Raw genomic sequence first — 21945 nt, 5'->3', positions numbered from 1 at the left:
GCCCGGAAACCGACGGTACTACATGAAAAGAATGCTGATTAACGCAACTCAACCCGAAGAGTTGCGTGTTGCACTGGTAGATGGCCAGCGCCTCTACGACCTGGACATCGAATCCGGTGCACGCGAGCAGAAGAAGGCCAACATCTATAAAGGCCGGATTACTCGCATCGAACCAAGCCTTGAGGCTGCCTTTGTCGATTTCGGCTCCGAGCGCCACGGCTTCCTGCCACTCAAAGAAATCTCCCGCGAATACTTCAAGAAAGCCCCTGAAGGCCGCGTCAACATCAAGGACGTCCTGAGCGAAGGCCAGGAAGTCATCGTTCAGGTCGAAAAAGAAGAACGTGGCAACAAGGGCGCCGCCCTGACCACGTTCATCAGCCTGGCCGGTCGTTACCTGGTACTGATGCCGAACAACCCGCGTGCCGGCGGTATCTCCCGTCGCATCGAAGGCGAAGAGCGCAACGAATTGCGCGAAGCCCTGAACGGCCTGGTTGCCCCGGCCGACATGGGTCTGATCGTGCGCACTGCCGGCCTGGGCCGCAGCAGTGAAGAAATGCAGTGGGACCTCGACTACCTGCTGCAACTCTGGACCGCCATCAAAGAAGCCTCGCTGGATCGCTCCGCGCCATTCCTGATCTATCAGGAAAGCAACGTGATCATCCGCGCCATCCGTGACTACCTGCGCCAGGACATCGGCGAAGTGCTGATCGACAGCGTCGAAGCCCAGGACGAAGCCCTGACCTTCATCCGTCAGGTGATGCCGCAGTACGCCAGCAAGATCAAGCTGTACGAAGACAGCGTTCCGCTGTTCAACCGCTTCCAGATCGAAAGCCAGATCGAAACCGCATTCCAGCGCGTCGTCGAACTGCCTTCCGGCGGCTCCATCGTTATCGATCCGACCGAAGCCCTGGTGTCCATCGACATCAACTCGGCGCGCGCCACCAAAGGCAGCGACATCGAAGAAACCGCCCTGCAGACCAACCTCGAAGCCGCCGAAGAAATCGCCCGCCAGTTGCGCCTGCGTGACATTGGCGGCCTGATCGTCATCGACTTCATCGACATGACCCCTGCCAAGAACCAGCGCGCCGTGGAAGAAAAAGTCCGCGAATGCCTGGAAGCCGACCGCGCTCGCGTGCAAGTCGGTCGCATCTCGCGCTTCGGCCTGCTGGAAATGTCCCGTCAGCGCCTGCGTCCTTCCCTGGGCGAAAGCAGTGGCATCGTCTGCCCGCGTTGCAACGGCACCGGCATCATCCGTGATGTTGAATCGCTGTCGCTGGCGATCCTGCGCCTGATCGAAGAAGAAGCACTGAAAGACCGCACCGCCGAAGTTCGCGCCCAGGTGCCGATCCCGGTCGCCGCGTTCCTGCTCAACGAAAAACGCAACTCGATCACCAAGATCGAACTGCGCACCCGCGCCCGCATCGTTATTCTGCCGAACGATCACCTCGAAACGCCGCACTTCGAAGTTCAGCGTCTGCGTGATGACAGCCCTGAAGCCGCGATCAACCAGTCCAGCTACGAAATCGCTGCTGCCGCTGCCGAAGTGGAAGAAGTCCAGCCAGCCGCAGCGACCCGCACCCTGGTTCGCCAGGAAGCCGCGGTCAAGACTGCGCCAGCCCGTGCCAACGCACCGGTTCCGACCGAAGTCGTTGCCGCTCCGGTTGCCGCTCCAGTCGCTGCTCCAGAGCCAAGCCTGTTCAAGGGCCTGGTGAAGTCGCTGGTCAGCCTGTTCGCCTCCAAGGAAGAGCCTGCTGCCCCGGCCGTGGTCGAGAAACCGGCTGCCACCGAGCGTCCGGCTCGCAGCAATGAAGAACAACGTCGCAACGGTCGCCAGCAGAGCCGCAACCGTAACGGTCGCCGCGATGAAGAACGCAAGCCACGCGAAGAACGTGCACCGCGTGAAGAGCGCGCACCACGTGAGCCACGCGAAGAGCGTCAACCACGCGAAGCCCGTGAAGAAACACCAGCCGTAGCACGTGAAGAACGCGCACCGCGTGCTCCACGAGAAGAACGTGCACCTCGCGCACCGCGTGAAGACCGTAAGCCACGTGGCGAACGCGAAGAGCGCGTTCGTGAACTGCGTGAGCCTCTGGATGCTGCTCCGGCTGCCCCGGCTGCTGCGGCGACCGCTGAAGAGCGCCCGGCCCGTCCGCCACGCGAAGAACGTGCTCCACGCCCACCGCGTGAAGAGCGTCAACCCCGTGCCGAACAAGCCGCTGCCATCGCCGAAGAAGAGCTGACCACCAACGAAGAGCAACTGCAGGAAGAAGGTCAGGATGGCGCCGAAGGCGATCGTCCGCGCCGCCGTTCCCGTGGCCAGCGTCGTCGCAGCAACCGTCGCGAGCGTCAACGCGATGCCAACGGCAATGTGATCGAAGGTTCGGAAGAATCCGAATCCGGCGAAAGCAATGAAGTACCAAGCACCGCCGACCTCGCCGCCGGCCTGGCTGTTACCGCAGCCGTTGCCAGCACCGTGATCAGCGCCCCGGCCGAAGCACAGGCCAACGAGCAAGCCGAACGCGCCACTGCCGCCACCCTGGAAACCGCTCCAGTCGAAGCGCCAGTCGTTGAAGCGACTACCCCGGTCGAAGCTACCGCATCGCCGGAAGTCGAAGTGACACAAGCACCACACGTAGAGCCTGTGGTTGAAGCGCCTGTCGTGGTTGCAGAGCCGGTTGTCGAAACCGCCACTGAAACCGTGACCGAAGCCGTTCGTGAAGCTCGCGAAGAGCAAACCGCGTTCAACTGGGTTGCCGAGCCAGCCGTAACCGAAACTCCAGCGCCAGTCGTTGAAGCTCCGGCGATTGAAGCTCCGGTAGCCGATGCAGTGACCTCCGAGCCGGTCGTCGCAGCAGCCGAGCCTGCTCCTGTCGTGGAAACGCCGGTAGTTGCCGAAGTGCCTGCACCAGTGGTTGCTGCCGCTCCGGCCAACGCCCTGACACCAAGTGGCCGCGCACCGAACGACCCGCGTGAAGTGCGTCGTCGCAAGCGTGAAGAAGAGCGCCTGCAGAAGGAAGCCGAATTGGCTGCCGCTGCTTCTCCAGCTGAAGCAGTCGTTGCTGAAGTGGCCGAGGCAGCACCTGCCCCGACTGCAGAAGTTGATGCCGAGCCAGCTCAATCCGCAATCCACGAAGCACCACGCTCCGTTCAGGAAGCGATTGAGCAACACGAACAAGCCCTGGAAAAAGAACACGAGCCTAAACCTCTCGTCTGATTCCATCGGCTAATGAAAAGCCCCGCCAGGTGACCCTGGCGGGGCTTTTTTATAGCTAAAACAATCACACCGATTCCCTGCTTAACATCCGGAAATTGATGCAGGCTGACCCACCGCTATCGCGAGAAAGCTCCCTAACACAAGGGGTCTGCGATTACTTGAAGAGCAAGCTCCCCGGCACATCCACATCCCACAACACCCCGGGATCCCCCACAGCCACCTCAACCACGCGCCCGTTGGCAAATAGCGGCTTGGCGCCACGATCTCCCGATAGCGCCATCAATCCCGCCGCGAAATCACGTCCGAACCCGACCGGATGCCCATACTCTCCGTTTTGCACCGGCACGCTGACGCTGTCGTGACTGATACCCGCCAGGACTTTTTCAATGCTGGACGGGAGGATGAACGGCATGTCACCCAATACCATCAACCAGCCATCGAGTTGGGCACAGGCAGAAACTCCCGCAGCAATGCTGTCACCCATGCCGATGGACTCGGTCAACACAATTTCGCAGCCATAGGCCTGGGCCATGCGAATCACTTGAGGTCGATCAGCGGTGGTCACCAGGACGCGCTTGCCCCCATTGGCCGGAAGATTCACCAGCACGTGCTCGATAACCGAACGAACCGCGCCATCGCGGCCGGTGCAATCGGCCAGTAACTTGTCCTTGTCGGCACCGGCGAGCTGACGAAACCGACTGCCCTGCCCCGCTGCCAGCACAATGACGCCGATGGACTCGCTCATACGCGCTCCCGTAGCGGCTTCTTCTGTTTCAGCTCCACGCCATTTTTAATGGCCACGATTTCAGCCATCAGCGACAAGGCGATTTCCGCCGGGCTATGACTGCCGATATGCAAACCGATCGGACCGTGCAGCCGCTCGATGGACTGTTGCGACAAGCCCAACTGCGCCAGATTGTCCCGGCGCTTCTGACTGTTGACCCGTGAGCCCAGCGCGCCGACATAAAACGCCCTGGAGTCGAGGGCCGTGAGCAGGGCCATGTCATCCAGGCGTGGATCGTGAGTCAAGGCCACGATGGCCGTGCGCTCGTCGGTCTGGATACTCAGCACCGCCTCGTCGGGCATGCCGGAGACGAAACGACCATGCTGCTCTTCCCAGCCATGGACGAACTCGGTCCGCGGATCGCAAATCAGCACTTCGAAATCCAGCAGCCGCGCCATTTCGGCAACGTAGCGCGACAATTGCCCCGCGCCGATCAACAACAAGCGCCAGCGGGGGCCATAGATCGCGCGCAAAGTCTGCTCGTCAAACACCAATACATCCGTTTTACCGGCCGGCTGCAAAACCACTTCACCGGTTGCGATATCAAGGCAACGCGCCACGATTTCGTGGGCTTCGCAACGCGCCAGCAGTTCAGCGACCCACGCCGGATCACCGACACGCTCCTCGGTTAATCGCAACGTGCCGCCGCAGGGCAAGCCAAAACGTGCCGCCTCTTCGCGGGTCACGCCGTAGGTGATCAATTGCACCGGCGGCCCGTCTGCCGGAATCCGACCATCGTGCAACCGGGCGATCAGGTCGTCCTCGACACAACCACCCGACACCGAACCGATCACCACGCCATCTTCACGCAAGGCCAGCATGGCCCCGGGTGCCCGGGGCGCGGTGCCCCAGGTCTGGACCACGCTGTACAACACCACCCGCTGACCGGCGCGGCGCCATTCCAGGACACTGCGCAGGACATTCAGATCAGCGCTGTCCATCAGGCTTCAGCCTTTTGCCAGCCCTGCAACTGATAGCGAACCGGCAGGCTGCGGATGCGCTTGCCGGTGGCAGCGAAGATCGCGTTACACAGCGCCGGCGCAATCGGCGGCACGCCGGGTTCGCCGACGCCGCCCAACGGGACATTGCCCGGCGGCGTGACCAGATGCACCGCGACCTCCTTCGGCGCCAGGGACATGCGCGCCACTTCGTACATGTGGAAGTTATCCTGCTGGACCTTGCCATCCTTGAAGCTGATCTCACCCAGCACCGCATTGCCAAGGCCCATCACGCAGGCGCCTTCAAACTGTGAGCGAATCCGCTCGGGGTTGATCTGCGGCCCGCAATCCACGGCAATGTCAGCCTTGTGCACAATCAACGTGCCATCATCTTTGACCTCGACTTCGATCACCGCCGCCACGTATGTGACGAAGCTGTAATGCACCGCCAGGCCCAGGCCGCGCCCCTTCGGCAGCTCGCGCCCCCAACCGGCGGCTTTGGCGGCAGTTTCCAGCACCGTGCGCAAACGTCCGGTGTCGATCGGGTAACGCTCCGGTGATTCACCGTAGTTCCACTCTTCACTCAAGGTGCGCGGATCGATCTGACGGTCCGGACCGAGCAATTTGATCTGGTACTTCAGCGGGTCCTGCCCGGCCTTGTGCGCCAATTCATCGACGAAGCTCTGGATCGCAAAGCCGTGGGGAATGTTCGATACCGAGCGATACCATCCCACCCGGGTGTGTACCGCCGCTTCGGGGTTTTCCAGGCGTACGTTGGGGATCGCGTAAGCCATGTTGGTAAAGCCCATGCCCAACTCGAATGCCGCCTCGTGGTTCATGCCCGGCGCGAATAGTGCGGTGATGCTCGGCGCTACCGTGCGATGCAACCAGCCGGATGGCAGGCCATCCTTGTTCAGGCTGGCCTTCAGGTATTCAGCGGACACGGTGTGGAAATAGGAGCAGTGGATGTCGTCTTCGCGGGTCCATTGCACGCGCACGGCTTTGCCAGGGAACTCCTTGGCAAGAATCGCCGCCTCGATAATGAAATCGGGCTTCGACTTGCGGCCGAAACCGCCACCCAACAAGGTGACATTGAAGGTGACATTGTCGAACGGCAGGCCGAGACGTTCGCTGATCCGCTCACGGGTGACCTGTGGCGCCTGACTCGGGCCCCAGGCTTCGCACACACCGTCCTTGTAGCGGGCGATGGCGACCATTGGCTCCATCGGTGACTGCGATAGATGCGGCAAGTAGTAGGAGGCTTCCAGCGTGCTGTTGGCGCCGCTCATGGCTTCATCGATGTTGCCCGTGTTGCGCACCACTTTGCCGGGTTTGAGCGAGGCGGCTTCCAGCTCCTTGCGGTAGGCGATCGAGTCGTAACTGGCATTGGCGCCGTCATCCCATTCGATTTTCAGCGCTTCACGTCCCTTGATCGCCGCCCAGGTGTTACTGGCCACCACCGCCACCCCACCCAGCGGTTGGAACTCTGATGGCAGTGGACGGCTTTCGATCTGCACGACCTTGAGCACACCGGGGACTTTCATCGCGGCGCTGGCATCGAACGTTTTGACCTTGCCACCGTACACCGCTGGACGGGCGATGGTGGCGAACAACATGCCGTCGACATGCACGTCGGCACCATACACCGCGCGACCGTTGACGATGTCGTCGCCGTCGATGGCCCTGGTGCCTTCCTTGCCGATGTAGCGGAACTCCGAAGGTTGCTTGAGTCGCAGACTGTCACGCGCCGGCACGGCCAAGGCGCCGGCAGCGGCGGCCAGGGCGCCATAATCCAGCTCGCGACCGGAAGGTTTGTGGATGACTTTATGCAGTTGCGCATGACATTCACTGACCGGCACTTTCCACTGCTCGGCAGCCGCCTGCTCCAGCATGGTCCGTGCGGCGGCACCGCAGCGGCGCATGGGTTCGTACCAGTGGCGCATGCTGCGCGAACCGTCGGTGTCCTGGTTGCCGAAACGCACTTCGTCGCCCGGCGCCTGCTTGACTTTGACCCGCGCCCAATCGGCTTCGAGTTCGTCGGCCACGACCATGGTCAGGCTGGTGCGAACACCCTGGCCCATTTCCGAACGGTTGCAGATAACCGTCACCGTGCCGTCGGTGGCGATGCTGAGATAAACCTTGGGATCGTCGACCCAGCCATGGGGCATGCCATCGGCGCCGAACTTCTTCTGCGCCTCTTCGGCGAACGCGTCTTGCCAGCCCCAGCTGGCGGCCACCACCAGCGCACCCGCAGCGCCGACGCCTTTGAGGAAACCACGCCGACTGAGGTTGCTCAGGGCGAAATCATTCGGTAACTGGCTCATGCCTTGGCCCCCTTCAAGTGAGTGGATGCCTGGCGGATGGCGGTCTTGATGCGGTTGTAGGTGCCGCAGCGGCAAATGTTGCCGACCATCGCCTCTTCGATCTGTTCGTCGCTGGGGTTCGGGTTGGTTTTAAGCAATGCGGTAGCAGACATGATTTGCCCGCCCTGACAGTAACCGCACTGGGCTACGGCCGTATCGAGCCAGGCTTGCTGCACGACTTGGCCGACCGGGTCGGCATGCAGGTTGTCGATCGTGGTGACGTTCTGCCCCACTACCGAGCCGATTGGCGTGATACAGCTGCGTGCAGGGGCGCCTTCGATGTGAATGGTGCAGGCACCGCACAAGCCCATGCCGCAGCCGAATTTGGTGCCGTTGTAGCCGGCCACGTCGCGGATCGCCCAGAGCAGCGGCATGTCCTCGGTGACGTCGAGTTGATGGTCTTGACCATTGAGTTTCAGGGTAATCATGGGCACGCCCGCATAGTATTGGGTTATGGGGTCGAGCAATCTGCCGCTTTAGCCAAGCGGTTCGGTCATCGCAGATCGACTCAGGCTAATGGGCTCTCTTGTGCGAACGAACACGTCTGCACCGGGCCTTTGGATGGAGCAAATGCTGGTATCGTTAGGTGGCTAAGTTAACCCAGTATTAACAAAAAAGCCCTGCACAACGGAAGTTGTACAGAGCTTTGAGATCAGTCAGGAGAGCTTAGCTTCAATACTGATTGGGCTCCATTTCCAGATTGACATGAAAACGTTCTGAAATGTCTTTCTGGATACGCTGTGCCAGGTCGAGCAATTGCAGCCCGGTGGCACCGCCATAATTGACCAACACCAATGCCTGCAATTTATGCACGCCTGCATCGTTCTCGCGAAACCCTTTCCACCCTGCCCGTTCGATCAGCCAGCCTGCCGCCAGCTTCATCTGACCGTCCGGTTGCGCGTAGGCCACCAGATCCGGGTATTCGCCCTTGAGCTGCGCGACCAGCGCGGCCGGCACCAGCGGATTCTTGAAGAAACTGCCAGCATTGCCGAGCACCGCCGGGTCCGGGAGCTTCTCATTGCGAATACTGCAAATGGCCTGGCTAACGTCAGTGGCGGTCGGCTGATCGATGCCCTGCTCGGTCAGCCGCTGACGCACGGGGCCGTATTCCAGGTGCAGATGTGCGGTGCGGTCGAGCGTAAAACGTACCCGAAGGATCAACCAGCGCCCCGGTTGCTGCTTGAAGACGCTGTCGCGGTAAGCGAAGTCGCATTCTTCCAGGCTGAAGTCGCGCAGCTCTCCGCTGTGGCGATCGAGCGCCGTCAGGCCGGCAAACACGTCCTTGATCTCGACGCCATAAGCACCGATGTTCTGCATCGGTGCCGCGCCGACGGTGCCGGGAATCAGGCTCAGGTTTTCCAGACCGGACAACCCCTGCGCCAGTGTGTACTGCACGAACGGATGCCAGGGCTCGCCAGCCTCGGCTTCAAGCACGACTTTGCTGCCATCGTCGCTTAGCACACGAACCCCGCGAGTGGCCATGCGCAGCACCAGCGACGACACGTCTGCCGTCAACAGCAAGTTGCTGCCACCACCGATGACCAGCAGGGGCACATCATGGTCCCGGGCATAAGCCAGAGCGTCACGCACGTCGGCGTCGCTATGGGCCTCGGCAAACAGACGGGCCTGAACATCCACGCCAAAGCTGTTGTACGGTTTGAGCGAAACCTGTTGCCGCACCTGCAGACTCATAACCGTCCCTTCAATTCGATCACCAGCAGATCACTGGCGCGCTCGATCAAATCCAGTACCCGCTCGAAGCCCTGGTCACTGTCGTGATAGGGATCCGGCACCTCATCGATGCCCGACTGATAGCGACGCAGGAACAGATCCAGCTCTGCTTTACCCTTGACCGGTTGCATGGACTCGAGATCGCGCAGATTGCTTTTATCCATCGCCAGGATCAGGTCGTAGGTGGCGAAATCGGCGCGGGTCACTTGTTGGGCGCGCTGGGCGGACAAATCATAACCTCGCAGCTTGGCAGCCGCCTGACTACGCTTGTCCGGCGCCTGGCCGACGTGCCATTCACCGGTGCCGGCGGAGGCGACTTCTATCTGGTCGGCCAGCCCCGCCTCACGCAATTTATGCCGCAGCACGCCTTCGGCCGTGGGTGAACGACAGATGTTGCCCAGGCATACAAACAAAACACGCATCAGGCCTCCAGCAGGCGACGAACGCGCTCAAGGTCTTCAATGGTATCGACGCCGGCCGGCGGTGCGATCAGCGCATCGGCAACGTGAATCCGCACGCCGTGCCACATCGCACGCAGTTGTTCCAGGCTCTCGGTGTTTTCCAGCCAGCATGGCCCCCAGCTGACAAAGTCATGCAGGAAACCGGCGCGGTACGCATAAATACCGATGTGGCGGCGGTAAGGCACGCCTTGCGGCAATTGCTCGCGGCTCTTGGCGAAAGCATCCCGTGCCCACGGTAGCGTGGCGCGACTGAAGGTCAGGGCCAGGCCATTGAGATCACTGACAACCTTGACCACGTTGGGATTGAACAGGGTTTCAACATCGTCGATCGGCTCGGCCAGGGTGGCCATGCGCGCTTCGGTGTGGATAGCCAGATTGGCGGCGACCTGATCGATCACGCTCGGCGGGATCAACGGCTCATCGCCCTGGACGTTGACAACGATGGCATCGGGCGCCAGGCCCAGTTTCGCCGCGACTTCTGCCAGGCGATCGGTACCGGAGTTGTGGTCTTCGCGAGTCAGCACCACCTCAGCGCCAAAACCCTGGCAAGCCTCGACAATACGGGCGTCATCAGTGGCAACCACCACACGCTGGGCGCTGCTTTTGCTGGCCTGCTCCCAAACGTGTTGAATCATCGGCTTGCCGGCGATCAACAGCAGTGGCTTGCCCGGCAGGCGCGTAGAGGCGTATCGCGAAGGAATGACAACGGTAAAGGCTGCGGTCATTTGTCCAGACGCTCATCGGTCGTGAGGGTGCGAGCTTCGGTTTCGAGCATCACCGGAATACCGTCCCGGATCGGATAAGCCAGGCCGGCGCCCTTGCTGATCAGCTCGGTCTTGTCGGCGCTGAGCTTGAGCGGGCCTTTGCAGACCGGGCAGGCGAGGATGTCGAGCAATTTGGTGTCCATGAGCATTCCCTGGATAAAACGGTTTAAGGCAAAAGTCGAGCCGGCAACAGGCGCATCAACTGCGTATCGAACCAGGCCACGAAGGCCGGCGACGGCACAGCATCGACCGCCAGGTACCACCAATCGGCAGCGGCGAAGGCACGGCACTTCACCGCGTCCTTTTCGGTCATTACCAATGGCAATGACGGAGTGAAATTCAAGGCCTGCACGCTATATTCGGCATGGTCGGCGAAGGCATGCGGCACGGGTTGCCAGTGTAGCGTTTCGAGGGTCTTGAAGAAACGCTGCGGATTGCCGATCCCGGCCACCGCGTGCAGCGCCTGGCCTTTTGGAAAGTGATCGAGGGGACGACGCTCACCGCTTTGCAGATTGACCAGCGCGGTGGGTTGCAACCGGAAAGCGAACCCCCCGTCTGGATCAGCCATGGCGCCGTTATAGAGCACCGCATCGACGCTTTGCAGGCGCTCGACCGGTTCTCGCAGCGGCCCGGCCGGCAGGCAACGCTGGTTGCCCAGGCCACGGTCAGCGTCGATAAGCACCAGCTCCAGATCCCGAGCCAGCCGGTAATGCTGCATGCCGTCATCGGACAAAATCAGATCCAGCGGCTCGCTCGCCAGCAAGGATTTGACGGCATTGCTGCGATTGGGGTCGATCATCAACGGCACACCGGTGCGCTGGACGATCAACAATGGCTCGTCACCTGCAATGTCTGCGGCTTGATCCGCCTCGACCCGCCATGGCCAGTGCGCCGGCCTGGCGCCGTAACCACGACTGACCACACCCACCCGCAAACCACTGCGCTGGCAATGCTGGATCATCCACAAAATCAGCGGTGTCTTGCCGGTGCCGCCCACGGTGATGTTGCCGACCACGATCAACGGCACGGGTGGCTGATAGATATCACCTTCGCCCGCCAGAAAGCGCTTGCGCTTGTTGTTGACCACGCGTCGATACAACCACTCCAGCGGCTGCAGAAGTTTCAGGGCCGGATGACCCCGATACCAGGCGGCAAGCAGGCGATCGGACATGGCCATCAGGGTGCGGGCGGCGCCGCCTCGATGGTGGTCATGCGCAAGTGACTGAAACCAAGCTTGCCGGCGGCGTCCATGGCGGTGATCACCGCCTGATGCTGGGTTTTGCCGTCGGCGCTGATGGACAGCGGCCGGCTGGTATCGCCGCCTGACTCTTTCTGCAACGCTTCCATCAGGGTCGCCAGGTCGCTTTTCGGCAAGACCTGGTTATTCACCGAAAACACGCCTTCGGCACTGATGGCGATGTCCAGCTGCCGGGTCTGGTCTTCAGCCGGCGAGCCGCTGACCGCTTCCGGCAGGTCGACGCGCAATTGGGTTTCACGGGTAAAGGTCGTGGTCACCACGAAAAACAGCAGCAGGACAAACACCACGTCGATCAGCGACACGAGGTTGATGTCCACCGTTTCCCGTGGTTTGCGGCGGAATTTCACGCTTTGCTCCCGGCCAGATCCACATCACGGTCGCCCTGCACCACCTCGACCAGTTTGATCGCTTCCTGCTCCATGCCCACGACGAGCTCATCGATACGCCGTTGCAGGAAACGATGGAAGAACACCGATGGGATACCTACGATCAGCCCCGACGCCGTAGTGATCAATGCCTTGGAAATACCGCCGGCCAACACCCCTGGGTTGGTCGCCATGCCCGTGCCCATGAACGAACTGAAGATATCGATCATGCCCAGCACAGTACCCAGCAGGCCCAGCAGCGGCGCCATGGCGGCAATGGTACCGAGGGCGTTGATGTAGCGTTCCAGCTCGTGGACAACCCGGGCGGCGGCTTCTTCAATGCACTCTTTCATGATCTCGCGGCCATGCTTGGAGTTCGCCAGACCTGCCGCCAGGATCTCGCCCAACGGCGAATTGGCGCGCAGTTCCTTGAGTTTTTCCTTATTGAGCTGCTTGTCCTTGATCCAGACCCAGACCTGCCCGAGCAAGTGCTCCGGGGTGACGCGACTGGCACGCAGGGTCCAAAGGCGCTCAGCGACAATCGCCATTGCCGCGATGGAACTCAGGATGATCGGTATCATCATCCAACCGCCGGATTTAACCAATTCCCACACAGTGACAGTCCCCTCGAAAAAGTGCGCCACTCTAACATAGGGGGTCGACGCACCGAAGACCGTGATGTCGCATTCGGTCGGGCATTCATGACGCCCGGTTATTTGGCCAGGGGTGGTGGATCGCGCCAGAAGCGCCGTTCCAGACGCATTGAGCGCGGCGCCTCGAAACGCCCGAGCTGGAGATGAATGGCACCTTGATCCGCACTGTCGTAGATCGCCATGCCGTACTTTTGATAGCGTGCCAGGACGGTCGGGTGTGGATGGCCGAACGAATTGCCCTGGCCACGTGAGATCAGCACCGCTTTGGGCCGCAACCGGTCGAGCAGCGCCATGGAAGACGAACTGCGGCTGCCATGGTGCGGCGATTGCAGCCAGTCGGTGGGTATGGCCAACGGACTCTCGAGCAACGCTCGCTCGGCGGCCATGTCGATGTCGCCGGTCAGCAGCATTCGCTCACCGCTGGCTTCAATCTGCAGCACGCAGGATTTGGGATTGCTTTCACGGGCGTGCGCCCATTGCCACAGTTCAAAGTTCACGCCGTCCCAGGTCCATCGCCGACCGCTCTCGCAGCCCGCCGCTTGCCATTCATTCGGCAAGTCTGCGGGTTCACCACCGAGTACGTGCTTCACCGGTAGCCCCTGGGCGACCGCCCGCGCCCCGCCGGCATGATCGGCATGGGCGTGGCTTATCAGCATCAGATCAATACCGTCCACGCCCAGCTTGCGTAACGTTGGCAAGACCACGCGCTCGCCAAGATCGTTATCACCGAATCGGGGACCCGTGTCATACAGCAGCGTGTGGTGGCGAGTGCGCACCAGGATCGCCAGACCTTGGCCGACGTCCAGTTGCCAGATGTCGGCAACGCCTTCCGGTATTTCTGAACGCGGCGGAAAAATCAGCAACAGCAGCAGCGGCCAGCCCAGCGGGCGTAACGGTACGCCTCGCGGCAGCAACAAGAGAAAGGCTCCCAAGGCACCCAGCCCCCAGACCCACAGCGGGATCGCCGCGGGCACCCATGCCGGAACCAGGCCAGCCATCCACGCCAGGCCCCTGAACAACCAATCGATCAAGCCGCCGGCGAGCCATAACAGGCCCTCACCCACATACGGCACCGGCAATAACAGCGTCCCGAGCAAAGCAGGTGGCAACACCAGCAGGCTGATCCACGGCACGGCCAGCAAGTTGACCAGCGGTCCACTGAGACTGATCGGCAACCCCAACACCAGTAAAAGCGGGCCCAGGCCGATGGCGATCAGCCATTGCGCGCGCGTCCAGGTTTGCCACCATCGCCACGGCCCCAAACGACCGCTGAAAGTGAAAATCAACACCGCGACCGCCGCAAAGGACAACCAGAATCCCGGTTGCAAACTTGCCAGCGGATCCAGCAATAACACGCCATTGAGCGCAAGCAACAGCGGCCACCAAGCACCGAGATGACGAAAACGCAGGCGCCATAACAACACCAGACCGATCATCAAACAGGCACGCCGCACCGGCACCTCGAACCCGGCCAACAACCCGTATCCGAGGGCTGCTGCGAATGCCAGACCACAGGCCCAGGGCAACCACGGCAGACGGTTCGGCCACAGGCCATAGCGGGCGAGTCCGGCAATCAACAGATACACCACCCCCGCCAGCAGACCGATGTGCTGCCCGGAAATCACCAAGAGATGCACAGTGCCGGTGTCTTGCAACACCTGCCAGTCCTGACGGCTGAGTCCGCTACCATCCCCCAGCACCAACGCCGTCAGAACGCCCGTCCGGCCCTGGGCATCCACGGCCTGCAACCGCTGCCGGATGGCGTCGCGCCAAGCCCAACGTGCCTCGCTCAATAGCTCGCCGTCCTTGACCGTCCCGGTCGCACCGATTCGTTGCGCCAACAGCCAGGCGTCGTAATCAAAGGCATGTGGATTCAGCAGCCCGGCGGGACGTTTCAGCTTGACCGCCACTCGCCAGCGCTCGCCGCTCTTCACTGGCGGTCCGCCATACCAGGCCAGACGCATGAGTGGCGGCACGGTGCCGTGGCGCGACCGCGCGCCGGCCAATTCGAAACGCACCACTGCCTCGGTATGCTGCGGCAACCCCACCACCCGCCCTTCGACCCAGCGCGTTTCGCCATCGAGGCGCGATGGCAATCGATCATCTAGCGCCCATTGGGCCTGCAGGCAGGCCCAACTCAAACCGAACAGGAAAAACGCCACTGGATAAGTCCTGAACGGCAACAGCATCAAACCGATAACCGGCAACAACGTGCATAACCAGACCGGCGGCAATGCCGGTAAAAAACGCAACGCCAGCAGACCCAGCGCCAACGCAACCATCCCTGTGCGCATAAGCTCGTCCTAAAGAGTCCAGCCCCTAGGCATAGCCGGCCCGTCGCACCGCCGTCGTTATTAATTGTCACAAACTCTGAATGGGCGCCTCATAGAATCCAGACATACTTGCCGCCTTAACCGACCGAGAAGCCTTATGCCCCGGCGCTTATTCAAACGCTACATGCCAGACCCGACCAGCATCAGGGAACACAAATCCTTACGCTTTCTCGGCACTCTGCTGCATGACCCTAACCTCTGGCACCTCAATCGCCACTCCGTAGCCCGGGCGATGGCGGTTGGCCTGTTCGCCGCGTTCCTGCCGATCCCGTTGCAGATGCTGGTGGCCGCCATACTCGCGATCATCGTGCGCGGCAATATGCCGATTGCCGTCAGCCTGGTCTGGCTGACCAACCCGATCACCATGCCAGCGGTGTTCTACTGCACTTACCAGGCCGGCGCCTGGTTGTTGGACGTTCCTCCCCGCCAGCTGCCGGATGCGTTGACCTGGGAGTGGATCAGCGGCGAGTTATCGACCTTGTGGCAGCCGTTTTTGCTGGGATCGGTGGTGACGGGACTGACCCTCGGGGCGCTCGCCTATTGCCTGGTGATGATGTATTGGCGCTGGTGGGTGGCGCGGCAATGGAAACGGCGCAAGAAAAGTCGAATGTGAGAAAGCAAAACGGCCTCCCGAGTGGAGGCCGTTTTTTTATCGCATCTGGATCGACAGCTTATTGGCTTGGCGCCACTCAGGTGCGCATCCCGCGGCCGCTGACCAGCAATCGCGCGCAACCGATGTACAGCACGACGGTCGCCACCAGCATGAAGGTAATCGCAATGCTGATGCGGATATCCGACACGCCGAGGATGCCGTAGCGGAACGCATTGACCATGTGCAGCACCGGGTTGGCCAGGGACACGGTCTGCCAGAACGGCGGCAGCAACGAGATCGAGTAGAACACCCCGCCCAGATAGGTCAGCGGCGTCAGCACGAAGGTCGGAATGATCGATATGTCATCGAAGTTGCGCGCAAACACCGCGTTGATGAAGCCCAGCAGCGAGAAGATCGTCGCCGTCAGCACCACCACCAGAACGGTCACACCCAGGTGATGCACCTGCAAATCAGTGAAGAACAGCGACAGCAGCGTCACGATGACGCCAACCATCAGCCCGCGCAGTACACCGCCCAGGGTAAAGCCAATCAGAATGGTGTGGGGCGAGACCGGCGACACCATCAGTTCTTCAATGGAACGCTGAAACTTGCTGCCGAAGAAACTCGACACCACGTTGCCGTAGGAGTTGGTGATCACCGACATCATGATCAGCCCCGGCACGATGTACTCCATGTAGGTAAAACCACCCATGTCGCCGATCTGCCGGCCGATCAGGTTACCGAAGATCACGAAGTACAGAACCATGGTGATCGCCGGCGGCAGCAGGGTCTGCGGCCAGATCCGGGTAAAACGCCGGACCTCACGGTAAACGATGGTGTTCAGGGCAACGAGGTTGGGCTGCAGCTCGGAACTCATACCGCCACCTTCGACAGATTTTTCTCCACCAGGGACACGAACAACTCCTCGAGGCGATTGGTTTTGTTACGCAGGCTCAGCACTTCGATGTTCAGCTGTGCGAGTTGAGTGAACAACGCAGTGATACCCATGCTCTTGTCGACCTGGACCTCCAGGGTGTGGTCGTCGAGCAACCGTGACGGATAGCCGATCAGCTGCGGTGGCACGCTCAGACTGTTCTTCAAGTCCAGCAGGAAGGTTTCGACGTGCAATTGGCCGAGCAACTGCTTCATGCTGGTGTTTTCGACGATGGTGCCGTGGTCGATGATGCCGATGTTGCGGCACAACTGCTCAGCCTCTTCCAGATAGTGCGTGGTGAGGATGATGGTGATGCCCTTTTTGTTCAGCTCGGTGAGAAAGGTCCACATCGAGCGACGCAGTTCGATGTCCACGCCGGCGGTCGGTTCGTCGAGGATCAACAGGCGTGGCTCGTGGACCAGCGCACGGGCAATCATCAGTCGGCGCTTCATGCCGCCGGACAGTGAACGCGACGGCACATCGCGCTTGTCCCACAGACCGAGCTGGGTCAGATACTGCTCGGCGCGTTCCTTGGCGATTTTCGCTGGAATGCCGTAGTAACCGGCCTGGGTCACGACGATGTCGAAGGTCTTTTCAAACTGGTTGAAGTTGAACTCCTGGGGTACCACGCCGATGGAGCGCTTGAGCCCCGCCGGATCCTTGTCCAGGTCGTGACCGAAGATATTCACCGTGCCGCTGGTCTTGTTCACCAGGGTGGAGAGAATGCCGATGGTCGTGGATTTGCCGGCGCCATTGGGGCCGAGCAAGGCGAAAAAGTCACCTTCAGCGACATCCAGATCGATACCACTCAAGGCCTGGAAACCGTTGCCGTAGGTTTTGGTTAGCTGCCGGATGGACAGAGCGGAACTCATATCGGATTTACGCACCAAGAAGGGAAGAGAGGAATAAATAGGGGCGGGCGGCGGACAACTCAACCACGACGCACCGGCACAATGGTGCTTGTCGCCGCCACACAAGTACAGTCAAGTGTGTCGATAGTGAGTATTAAGTCAACGCGGTCATCACCGCCCGTTGATAAGCCGGACGCTGTTTCAGCCGTGCGTACCAGGCCTCCAGATGAGGCATGGGCGCACGCTCGATCGGCATTTCGAACCAGGCATAAATGAAACTGCCCAAGGGAATGTCGCCCATGCCGATCTCATCGCCGGACAGGTAAGGCCGTGTTGCCAGTGCCTGATCGGCCATCGTCAGCAGTGCTTCGCACTCCTTGATTGCCGCCTTGATGGCGGACCAGTCCTGCTGGTCTGCCGGGGTGCGCAAGACGCCCCAGAACACCGTGCGGAACGGTCCGGCAAAACTGGAAGTGGCCCAGTCCATCCACTTGTCGGCCGTTGCGCGGGCTTGCAGGTCGGCCGGATACCAGGCGCTGCCCGCGGCGTGACGGGCCATCAGGTAACGGACGATGGCATTGGATTCCCACAACACGAAGCCATCATCTTCAATCACCGGGACGCGGCCGTTGGGGTTCATCGCGCGGTACTCAGGGGTGTCAACGACACCAAAGGCACCGCCGGCATCGATGGCTTCATAGGCCAGGCCCAGCTCTTCGGCGGCCCACAACGGCTTTCTGACATTCGATGAATTTTTCCGACCCCAGATCTTCAGCATGACCGCCTCTCAATGGATGAATGCGCAGGCAGCATACGCCGGATCAGGCGCGACTCAAATCGCTCTGCATGTCCCCCAGCAACGCTGGAAGTTGCTCGTCGAACAAGTGCGGATAACACTTTTCAAGGTGGGCGAAGAAAAACGTTTCGGGCACGTCGGCGAACTGACCGTGGTCAATCAGATACTCCATCAATTTCTCGCCATCGCGATTGAATGGGTGGAAAACACTGTCGTTGATTCCGTCGAATTCCAGCGGCGCGACATTGAACAGCTCACACAGACCCTGGTTGAAGGCCGGGGTGGCTTTGACCCAGCGACCGTTCAGGTAAAGCTCGGTATAGCCATGCATGGCAAACACGTCGCTCTTGAGCAATTCGAGCAGACGCGGCGTCGATAAATGATTGCGTACGTCCGCTAGGCCGATCCGCGCAGGAATCCCGCAGTGCCGCGCACACCCGGCCAACAGCGTGGCTTTGGGCACGCAATAACTCTCACCGGTGGACAGTGCATGACTGCCGCGCAAGGTCTGGGGGTTACGGCTAAACGTGTAAGGGTTGTAACGCACGGCTTCACGGACGGCGTAATAGAGGTTGATCGCCTGCTCGAGTGGGTCGCGAGTGTTGCCACGATGCTTTTCGGCGAACTCCACCACCGAGGGATGGTCACTATCGATGAAGCGGCCGGGACTCAGATACTCGTGCATGAGGGCAATCTCCAGGGGAAGCCCCGAGTCTAGCGAGCGATCAAGCACAAAGATAACGACGTTTCGGCCAAACATGGACGCTATGTCGCTCGTTCAATGAACGATTTTTCACGACCTGTCGTTCATCAGGCCTACAAAATCATCCATGGTTTCCCCACGTTTTCAATCACAACGCTGTGCCCCCCCTGTTTTGCGGATGCCGTCTAAGCTCTGAGGGTTGGCTCGCCCTGGTTTCACGGAGGATTAAATATGCTGCTGTTGTGGATACTGGTTCTGATTGTCGGGATAGCTTATCTGGCCCACCGTCGCATTTCGCCGCTGCCTGCACTGGGCATCGTGGCCGTCTATCTGGTGGCAATGGGCGCTTTGAGCCGTGCACCAGGCTGGCTGTTGCTGATTTTCTGGGTGTTGCTCGCGGTCGTGGCGGCCCCCTTGTTGCTGCCCGAACTGCGTCGCAAATCCTTCAGTGCGCCCCTGTTCAAATGGTTCCAGAAAACCCTGCCGCCCATGTCTCAAACCGAGCGCGAAGCCATCGAGGCCGGGACGGTGTGGTGGGATGGCGAATTGTTCAGCGGCCGCCCGGACTGGAACAAACTGCTGGCCTATCCCAAAGCGCAGTTGAGCGAAGAAGAACAGGCCTTTATTGACGGCCCGACCAATGAACTCTGCGCGATGGTCAGTGATTGGGAGCTCGGTCAGACCCTGGATCTGCCGGCCGAAGCCTGGGCCTTCATCAAGGAAAACGGCTTCTTCGCCCTGATCATTCCCAAGGAATTTGGCGGCAAGGGATTCTCGGCCCATGCCCACTCCCAAGTGGCGATGAAACTGGCCTCCCACAGCGGCGACCTCGCTTCCACCGTGATGGTCCCCAACTCCCTCGGCCCGGCCGAACTGTTGCTGCATTACGGCACCGACGAACAACGCAATCATTACTTGCCACGCCTGGCGCGCGGCGAAGAAATCCCCTGTTTTGCCCTGACCGGTCCCCTGGCCGGCTCCGACGCGGGCGGCATGCCCGATACCGGGGTGATCTGCAAAGGCGAATGGGAAGGCAAGGAAACCCTCGGCCTGCGCCTGAATTGGGAAAAGCGCTATATCACACTGGGCCCGGTGGCCACCCTGCTCGGCCTGGCGTTCAAGGCCTACGACCCCGACCATTTATTGGGTGACAAGGAAGACCTGGGCATCAGCCTGGCGCTGATACCGACGGATACCGCCGGTGTGGAAATCGGCCGCCGTCACCTGCCGCTCGGCGCGGCGTTCATGAATGGCCCGAACTCAGGCAAGGATGTATTCGTGCCGCTGGAATACCTCATCGGTGGCCAGGAAATGCTCGGCAAGGGCTGGATGATGCTGATGAATTGCCTGTCGGTCGGGCGCTCGATCTCCCTGCCAGCGGTCGGTACCGGCATGGCCAAGTTCACCAGTCTTGTGACCGGCCAATACGCGCGGATTCGCGAGCAGTTCAACGTTCCGATTGCCGCCTTCGAAGGTATCCAGGAAGCCATGGGGCGCATCGCCGGCAACGCCTGGATGATGGACGCGGCGCGAATGCTGACGACCAATGCGGTGGATTTGGGCGAAAAACCGTCCGTGCTGTCGGCCATTCTCAAATATCACCTCACCGAACGCGGTCGCGAGTGCATCACCCACGCCATGGATGTTCATGGCGGCAAGGCAATCATCATGGGGCCAAGGAATTATCTCGGTCGGATCTGGAATGGCGCGCCGATCTGCATCACCGTGGAAGGGGCGAACATTCTGTCGCGCAACCTGATGATCTTCGGCCAGGGCGCGATTCGCTGCCATCCGTTCGTCCTCAAGGAAATGGCGCTCGCCAGCCGCGAAGACAAGGATCAGGCACTGATCGAATTCGACGGCCTGCTGCTCAAGCACATCGGTTTTGCCGTGAGCAACGCAGCCAGCACCCTGGTGTTGAACCTCGGTTTCGGGCATCTGGAACACATGCCCGGCGACAAGCTCAGCCAGGGTTATTTCCGCGCGCTCAACCGACAGGCCGCTGCGTTCGCGCTGCTGGCCGACCTCAGCATGATGTTGCTGGGCGGTGAACTGAAACGACGCGAACGCCTCTCGGCACGACTGGGTGACGTGCTCAGCAACCTGTACCTGGCCAGTGCCGCGCTCAAGCGTTACAGCGACCTCGACTCACCGGAACACATGACGCCGCTGTTGACCTGGGCCATGGAGGAAAGCCTGGGGCAGGCCGAACGGGCCATGGATGAATTGCTGAATAACTTCCCGAACAAGGTGCTGGGCTGCCTGCTGCGGGTAATCGTGTTCCCGTTCGGCCGCCGTCACAAAGGGCCATCGGACAAACTCGGTGCCGAAGTGGCAGCGGTGATCGGCCGTGCCAAAGGCGATCCGACCCTGGAAGAGTTGCTCCTGGGTTGCTACCGCCCGCAATCGGCCGACGACCCGGTCGGCGCATTGCAGCACGCCAGCGATCTGTTGAGCGCGGCGCAACCTCTTCAAAAGAAACTGCACACGGCGCTCAAGAGCGGCCAGGTCAAACCGGTCGCCGGGGAACACATCATCGATACGGCACTCGAGGCTGGCGTGTTGCAACCCGTGGAGGCTCACACCCTGCGTGAAGCCGAAGCGGCGCGACGCAAGGTGATTGATGTCGATGATTTCGACAAGGACGAGCTGGCGCTGGCCGCAGGGAAGGTCCGCTGATCCCGCAACCCCTCTCTACCCAGTGAAAAAAGGGCGCAGGGGCTTTATACTCCCGCGCCCGTTTTGCTCTTGAGGACTTATCTCGTGTCCAACATCGTTGCCGATCATCTCGTTTTGCTCGACCACTTGCGCAGCATCCTGGTCGCCGTAGGTGAGGCCGACCAGGTTCCCGAAGAAAGCCATGCCTTGTTCCTGGAGCGCTTCGACGAATTGCGTGCGTTGCTGCCGGTCGACCCGATCGAAAGCCAATACCTGGGCCAGGACATTCTCTGTCAGGTGATCACGCGCTACCCGCAAATCGCCCACCTGGTCCCGCGCGACTTGCTGTGGTACTTCGCCGGCGATTGCCTGCATTACATGCCCGACGATGAAATCGACCTGTACCAGGCCCTGGAAGAACGTCGTTTCGAAGCCGAACAGAACGACGAACCTTTCGACTGGAACCAGGAAAAACAGCTGCTGGCGTTGTCGAATGAAGACAGCAAGCACTGATCCGCGATCAGCCATACAAAGGCCCGCCTGTTCA

At 60.8% G+C, this 21945-nt stretch carries 20 protein-coding genes; 4 read left to right on the top strand and 16 right to left on the bottom strand.

Annotation, left to right across the window (positions count from 1 at the left end; genetic code table 11):
* Positions 1-22 precede the first annotated feature (22 nt).
* Positions 23-3214: a ribonuclease E gene (rne, locus tag GQ39_RS02285; protein WP_047526969.1), complete on the top strand. Its 3192-nt coding sequence runs from the start codon at positions 23-25 to the stop codon at positions 3212-3214.
* Between the two features lie 154 nt (positions 3215-3368).
* On the opposite strand, the gene GQ39_RS02280 is transcribed toward rne, so the two are convergent.
* The 12 genes from GQ39_RS02280 to GQ39_RS02225 all read right to left on the bottom strand — a co-directional run bounded on the left by GQ39_RS02280 (position 3369) and on the right by GQ39_RS02225 (position 14825).
* Positions 3369-3959 carry a nucleotidyltransferase family protein gene (locus GQ39_RS02280; protein ID WP_047526968.1) on the bottom strand — a complete coding sequence of 197 codons (591 nt, stop codon included), beginning with the start codon at positions 3957-3959 and terminating at the stop codon, positions 3369-3371.
* Positions 3956-4939, bottom strand: coding sequence for an XdhC family protein (locus GQ39_RS02275; protein ID WP_047526966.1), 984 nt, complete (start codon positions 4937-4939; stop codon positions 3956-3958). Before GQ39_RS02275 ends, GQ39_RS02280 begins: the two co-directional genes overlap by 4 nt.
* Positions 4939-7260: a xanthine dehydrogenase family protein molybdopterin-binding subunit gene (locus tag GQ39_RS02270; protein ID WP_047526965.1), complete on the bottom strand. Its 2322-nt coding sequence runs from the start codon at positions 7258-7260 to the stop codon at positions 4939-4941. Before GQ39_RS02270 ends, GQ39_RS02275 begins: the two co-directional genes overlap by 1 nt.
* Positions 7257-7727: a (2Fe-2S)-binding protein gene (locus GQ39_RS02265; protein ID WP_047526963.1), complete on the bottom strand. Its 471-nt coding sequence runs from the start codon at positions 7725-7727 to the stop codon at positions 7257-7259. Before GQ39_RS02265 ends, GQ39_RS02270 begins: the two co-directional genes overlap by 4 nt.
* A 244-nt stretch (positions 7728-7971) precedes the next feature.
* Positions 7972-8991, bottom strand: coding sequence for a UDP-N-acetylmuramate dehydrogenase (gene murB / locus GQ39_RS02260; protein ID WP_047526961.1), 1020 nt, complete (start codon positions 8989-8991; stop codon positions 7972-7974).
* Entirely contained in the window at positions 8988-9452 is a 465-nt protein-coding gene (locus GQ39_RS02255) for a low molecular weight protein-tyrosine-phosphatase (protein ID WP_047526959.1), read from the bottom strand. The genes murB and GQ39_RS02255 overlap by 4 nt, the downstream gene beginning before the upstream one ends.
* Complete coding sequence (kdsB, locus tag GQ39_RS02250) at positions 9452-10216, bottom strand: 3-deoxy-manno-octulosonate cytidylyltransferase (protein ID WP_047526957.1); 765 nt, start codon at positions 10214-10216, stop codon at positions 9452-9454. The genes GQ39_RS02255 and kdsB overlap by 1 nt, the downstream gene beginning before the upstream one ends.
* Positions 10213-10398, bottom strand: a complete 186-nt coding sequence (locus GQ39_RS02245) for a Trm112 family protein (protein ID WP_007945752.1) — start codon at positions 10396-10398, stop codon at positions 10213-10215. The genes kdsB and GQ39_RS02245 overlap by 4 nt, the downstream gene beginning before the upstream one ends.
* A gap of 23 nt (positions 10399-10421) precedes the next feature.
* Positions 10422-11432 (bottom strand): tetraacyldisaccharide 4'-kinase, encoded by a 1011-nt coding sequence (gene lpxK / locus GQ39_RS02240; protein WP_047526949.1) that lies wholly within the window; start codon positions 11430-11432, stop codon positions 10422-10424.
* Positions 11432-11860: an ExbD/TolR family protein gene (locus GQ39_RS02235; RefSeq protein ID WP_047526947.1), complete on the bottom strand. Its 429-nt coding sequence runs from the start codon at positions 11858-11860 to the stop codon at positions 11432-11434. Before GQ39_RS02235 ends, lpxK begins: the two co-directional genes overlap by 1 nt.
* The gene (locus GQ39_RS02230) at positions 11857-12492 is read right to left on the bottom strand and encodes a MotA/TolQ/ExbB proton channel family protein (RefSeq protein WP_047526945.1); all 636 of its coding nucleotides are present in this window, start codon (positions 12490-12492) and stop codon (positions 11857-11859) included. The genes GQ39_RS02235 and GQ39_RS02230 overlap by 4 nt, the downstream gene beginning before the upstream one ends.
* Positions 12493-12590: 98 nt before the next feature.
* The gene (locus GQ39_RS02225; RefSeq protein WP_047526943.1) at positions 12591-14825 is read right to left on the bottom strand and encodes a DNA internalization-related competence protein ComEC/Rec2; all 2235 of its coding nucleotides are present in this window, start codon (positions 14823-14825) and stop codon (positions 12591-12593) included.
* 136 nt (positions 14826-14961) lie between these two features.
* Here GQ39_RS02225 and GQ39_RS02220 point away from each other — a divergent pair, with 136 nt between their 5' ends.
* A complete protein-coding gene (locus GQ39_RS02220) occupies positions 14962-15477 on the top strand; it encodes a DUF2062 domain-containing protein (protein WP_047526941.1) in 516 nt (171 codons plus the stop codon).
* A 76-nt stretch (positions 15478-15553) separates the two neighbouring features.
* On the opposite strand, the gene GQ39_RS02215 is transcribed toward GQ39_RS02220, so the two are convergent.
* The 4 genes from GQ39_RS02215 to GQ39_RS02200 form a co-directional block, all read right to left on the bottom strand.
* Positions 15554-16333 carry an ABC transporter permease gene (locus tag GQ39_RS02215; RefSeq protein ID WP_047526939.1) on the bottom strand — a complete coding sequence of 260 codons (780 nt, stop codon included), beginning with the start codon at positions 16331-16333 and terminating at the stop codon, positions 15554-15556.
* Positions 16330-17262: an ABC transporter ATP-binding protein gene (locus GQ39_RS02210; RefSeq protein WP_047526937.1), complete on the bottom strand. Its 933-nt coding sequence runs from the start codon at positions 17260-17262 to the stop codon at positions 16330-16332. The genes GQ39_RS02215 and GQ39_RS02210 overlap by 4 nt, the downstream gene beginning before the upstream one ends.
* A gap of 133 nt (positions 17263-17395) precedes the next feature.
* Positions 17396-18019 carry a glutathione S-transferase family protein gene (locus GQ39_RS02205; protein ID WP_047526936.1) on the bottom strand — a complete coding sequence of 208 codons (624 nt, stop codon included), beginning with the start codon at positions 18017-18019 and terminating at the stop codon, positions 17396-17398.
* A 43-nt stretch (positions 18020-18062) separates the two neighbouring features.
* Positions 18063-18722: a transglutaminase-like domain-containing protein gene (locus GQ39_RS02200; protein ID WP_047526934.1), complete on the bottom strand. Its 660-nt coding sequence runs from the start codon at positions 18720-18722 to the stop codon at positions 18063-18065.
* 249 nt (positions 18723-18971) lie between these two features.
* On the opposite strand from GQ39_RS02200, the gene GQ39_RS02195 reads away from it, so the two are divergent.
* Positions 18972-21419 (top strand): acyl-CoA dehydrogenase, encoded by a 2448-nt coding sequence (locus GQ39_RS02195; RefSeq protein WP_047526932.1) that lies wholly within the window; start codon positions 18972-18974, stop codon positions 21417-21419.
* An 84-nt stretch (positions 21420-21503) separates the two neighbouring features.
* On the top strand, positions 21504-21911 hold the full coding sequence (locus GQ39_RS02190; protein ID WP_047526931.1) for a PA2817 family protein: 408 nt from the start codon (positions 21504-21506) through the stop codon (positions 21909-21911).
* Positions 21912-21945 lie beyond the last annotated feature (34 nt).

The sequence above is a fragment of the Pseudomonas sp. 11/12A genome, assembly GCF_000800055.1.
Taxonomy (GTDB): domain Bacteria; phylum Pseudomonadota; class Gammaproteobacteria; order Pseudomonadales; family Pseudomonadaceae; genus Aquipseudomonas; species Aquipseudomonas mohnii.
This window is presented reverse-complemented; position numbering and strand designations above follow the sequence as displayed.

What these genes read in the sequence shown, in the direction of transcription:
- GQ39_RS02280 (WP_047526968.1), bottom strand. Translation starts at nt 3,959, where the DNA reads ATGAGCGAGTCCATCGGCGTCATTGTGCTGGCAGCGGGGCAGGGCAGT.
- GQ39_RS02245 (WP_007945752.1), bottom strand. Translation starts at nt 10,398, where the DNA reads ATGGACACCAAATTGCTCGACATCCTCGCCTGCCCGGTCTGCAAAGGC.
- GQ39_RS02220 (WP_047526941.1), top strand. Translation starts at nt 14,962, where the DNA reads ATGCCCCGGCGCTTATTCAAACGCTACATGCCAGACCCGACCAGCATC.
- GQ39_RS02205 (WP_047526936.1), bottom strand. Translation starts at nt 18,019, where the DNA reads ATGCTGAAGATCTGGGGTCGGAAAAATTCATCGAATGTCAGAAAGCCG.
- murB (WP_047526961.1), bottom strand. Translation starts at nt 8,991, where the DNA reads ATGAGTCTGCAGGTGCGGCAACAGGTTTCGCTCAAACCGTACAACAGC.
- lpxK (WP_047526949.1), bottom strand. Translation starts at nt 11,432, where the DNA reads ATGGCCATGTCCGATCGCCTGCTTGCCGCCTGGTATCGGGGTCATCCG.
- GQ39_RS02265 (WP_047526963.1), bottom strand. Translation starts at nt 7,727, where the DNA reads ATGATTACCCTGAAACTCAATGGTCAAGACCATCAACTCGACGTCACC.
- GQ39_RS02210 (WP_047526937.1), bottom strand. Translation starts at nt 17,262, where the DNA reads ATGAGTTCCGCTCTGTCCATCCGGCAGCTAACCAAAACCTACGGCAAC.
- GQ39_RS02225 (WP_047526943.1), bottom strand. Translation starts at nt 14,825, where the DNA reads ATGCGCACAGGGATGGTTGCGTTGGCGCTGGGTCTGCTGGCGTTGCGT.
- GQ39_RS02195 (WP_047526932.1), top strand. Translation starts at nt 18,972, where the DNA reads ATGCTGCTGTTGTGGATACTGGTTCTGATTGTCGGGATAGCTTATCTG.
- GQ39_RS02255 (WP_047526959.1), bottom strand. Translation starts at nt 9,452, where the DNA reads ATGCGTGTTTTGTTTGTATGCCTGGGCAACATCTGTCGTTCACCCACG.
- GQ39_RS02200 (WP_047526934.1), bottom strand. Translation starts at nt 18,722, where the DNA reads ATGCACGAGTATCTGAGTCCCGGCCGCTTCATCGATAGTGACCATCCC.
- GQ39_RS02275 (WP_047526966.1), bottom strand. Translation starts at nt 4,939, where the DNA reads ATGGACAGCGCTGATCTGAATGTCCTGCGCAGTGTCCTGGAATGGCGC.
- GQ39_RS02270 (WP_047526965.1), bottom strand. Translation starts at nt 7,260, where the DNA reads ATGAGCCAGTTACCGAATGATTTCGCCCTGAGCAACCTCAGTCGGCGT.
- GQ39_RS02215 (WP_047526939.1), bottom strand. Translation starts at nt 16,333, where the DNA reads ATGAGTTCCGAGCTGCAGCCCAACCTCGTTGCCCTGAACACCATCGTT.
- rne (WP_047526969.1), top strand. Translation starts at nt 23, where the DNA reads ATGAAAAGAATGCTGATTAACGCAACTCAACCCGAAGAGTTGCGTGTT.
- kdsB (WP_047526957.1), bottom strand. Translation starts at nt 10,216, where the DNA reads ATGACCGCAGCCTTTACCGTTGTCATTCCTTCGCGATACGCCTCTACG.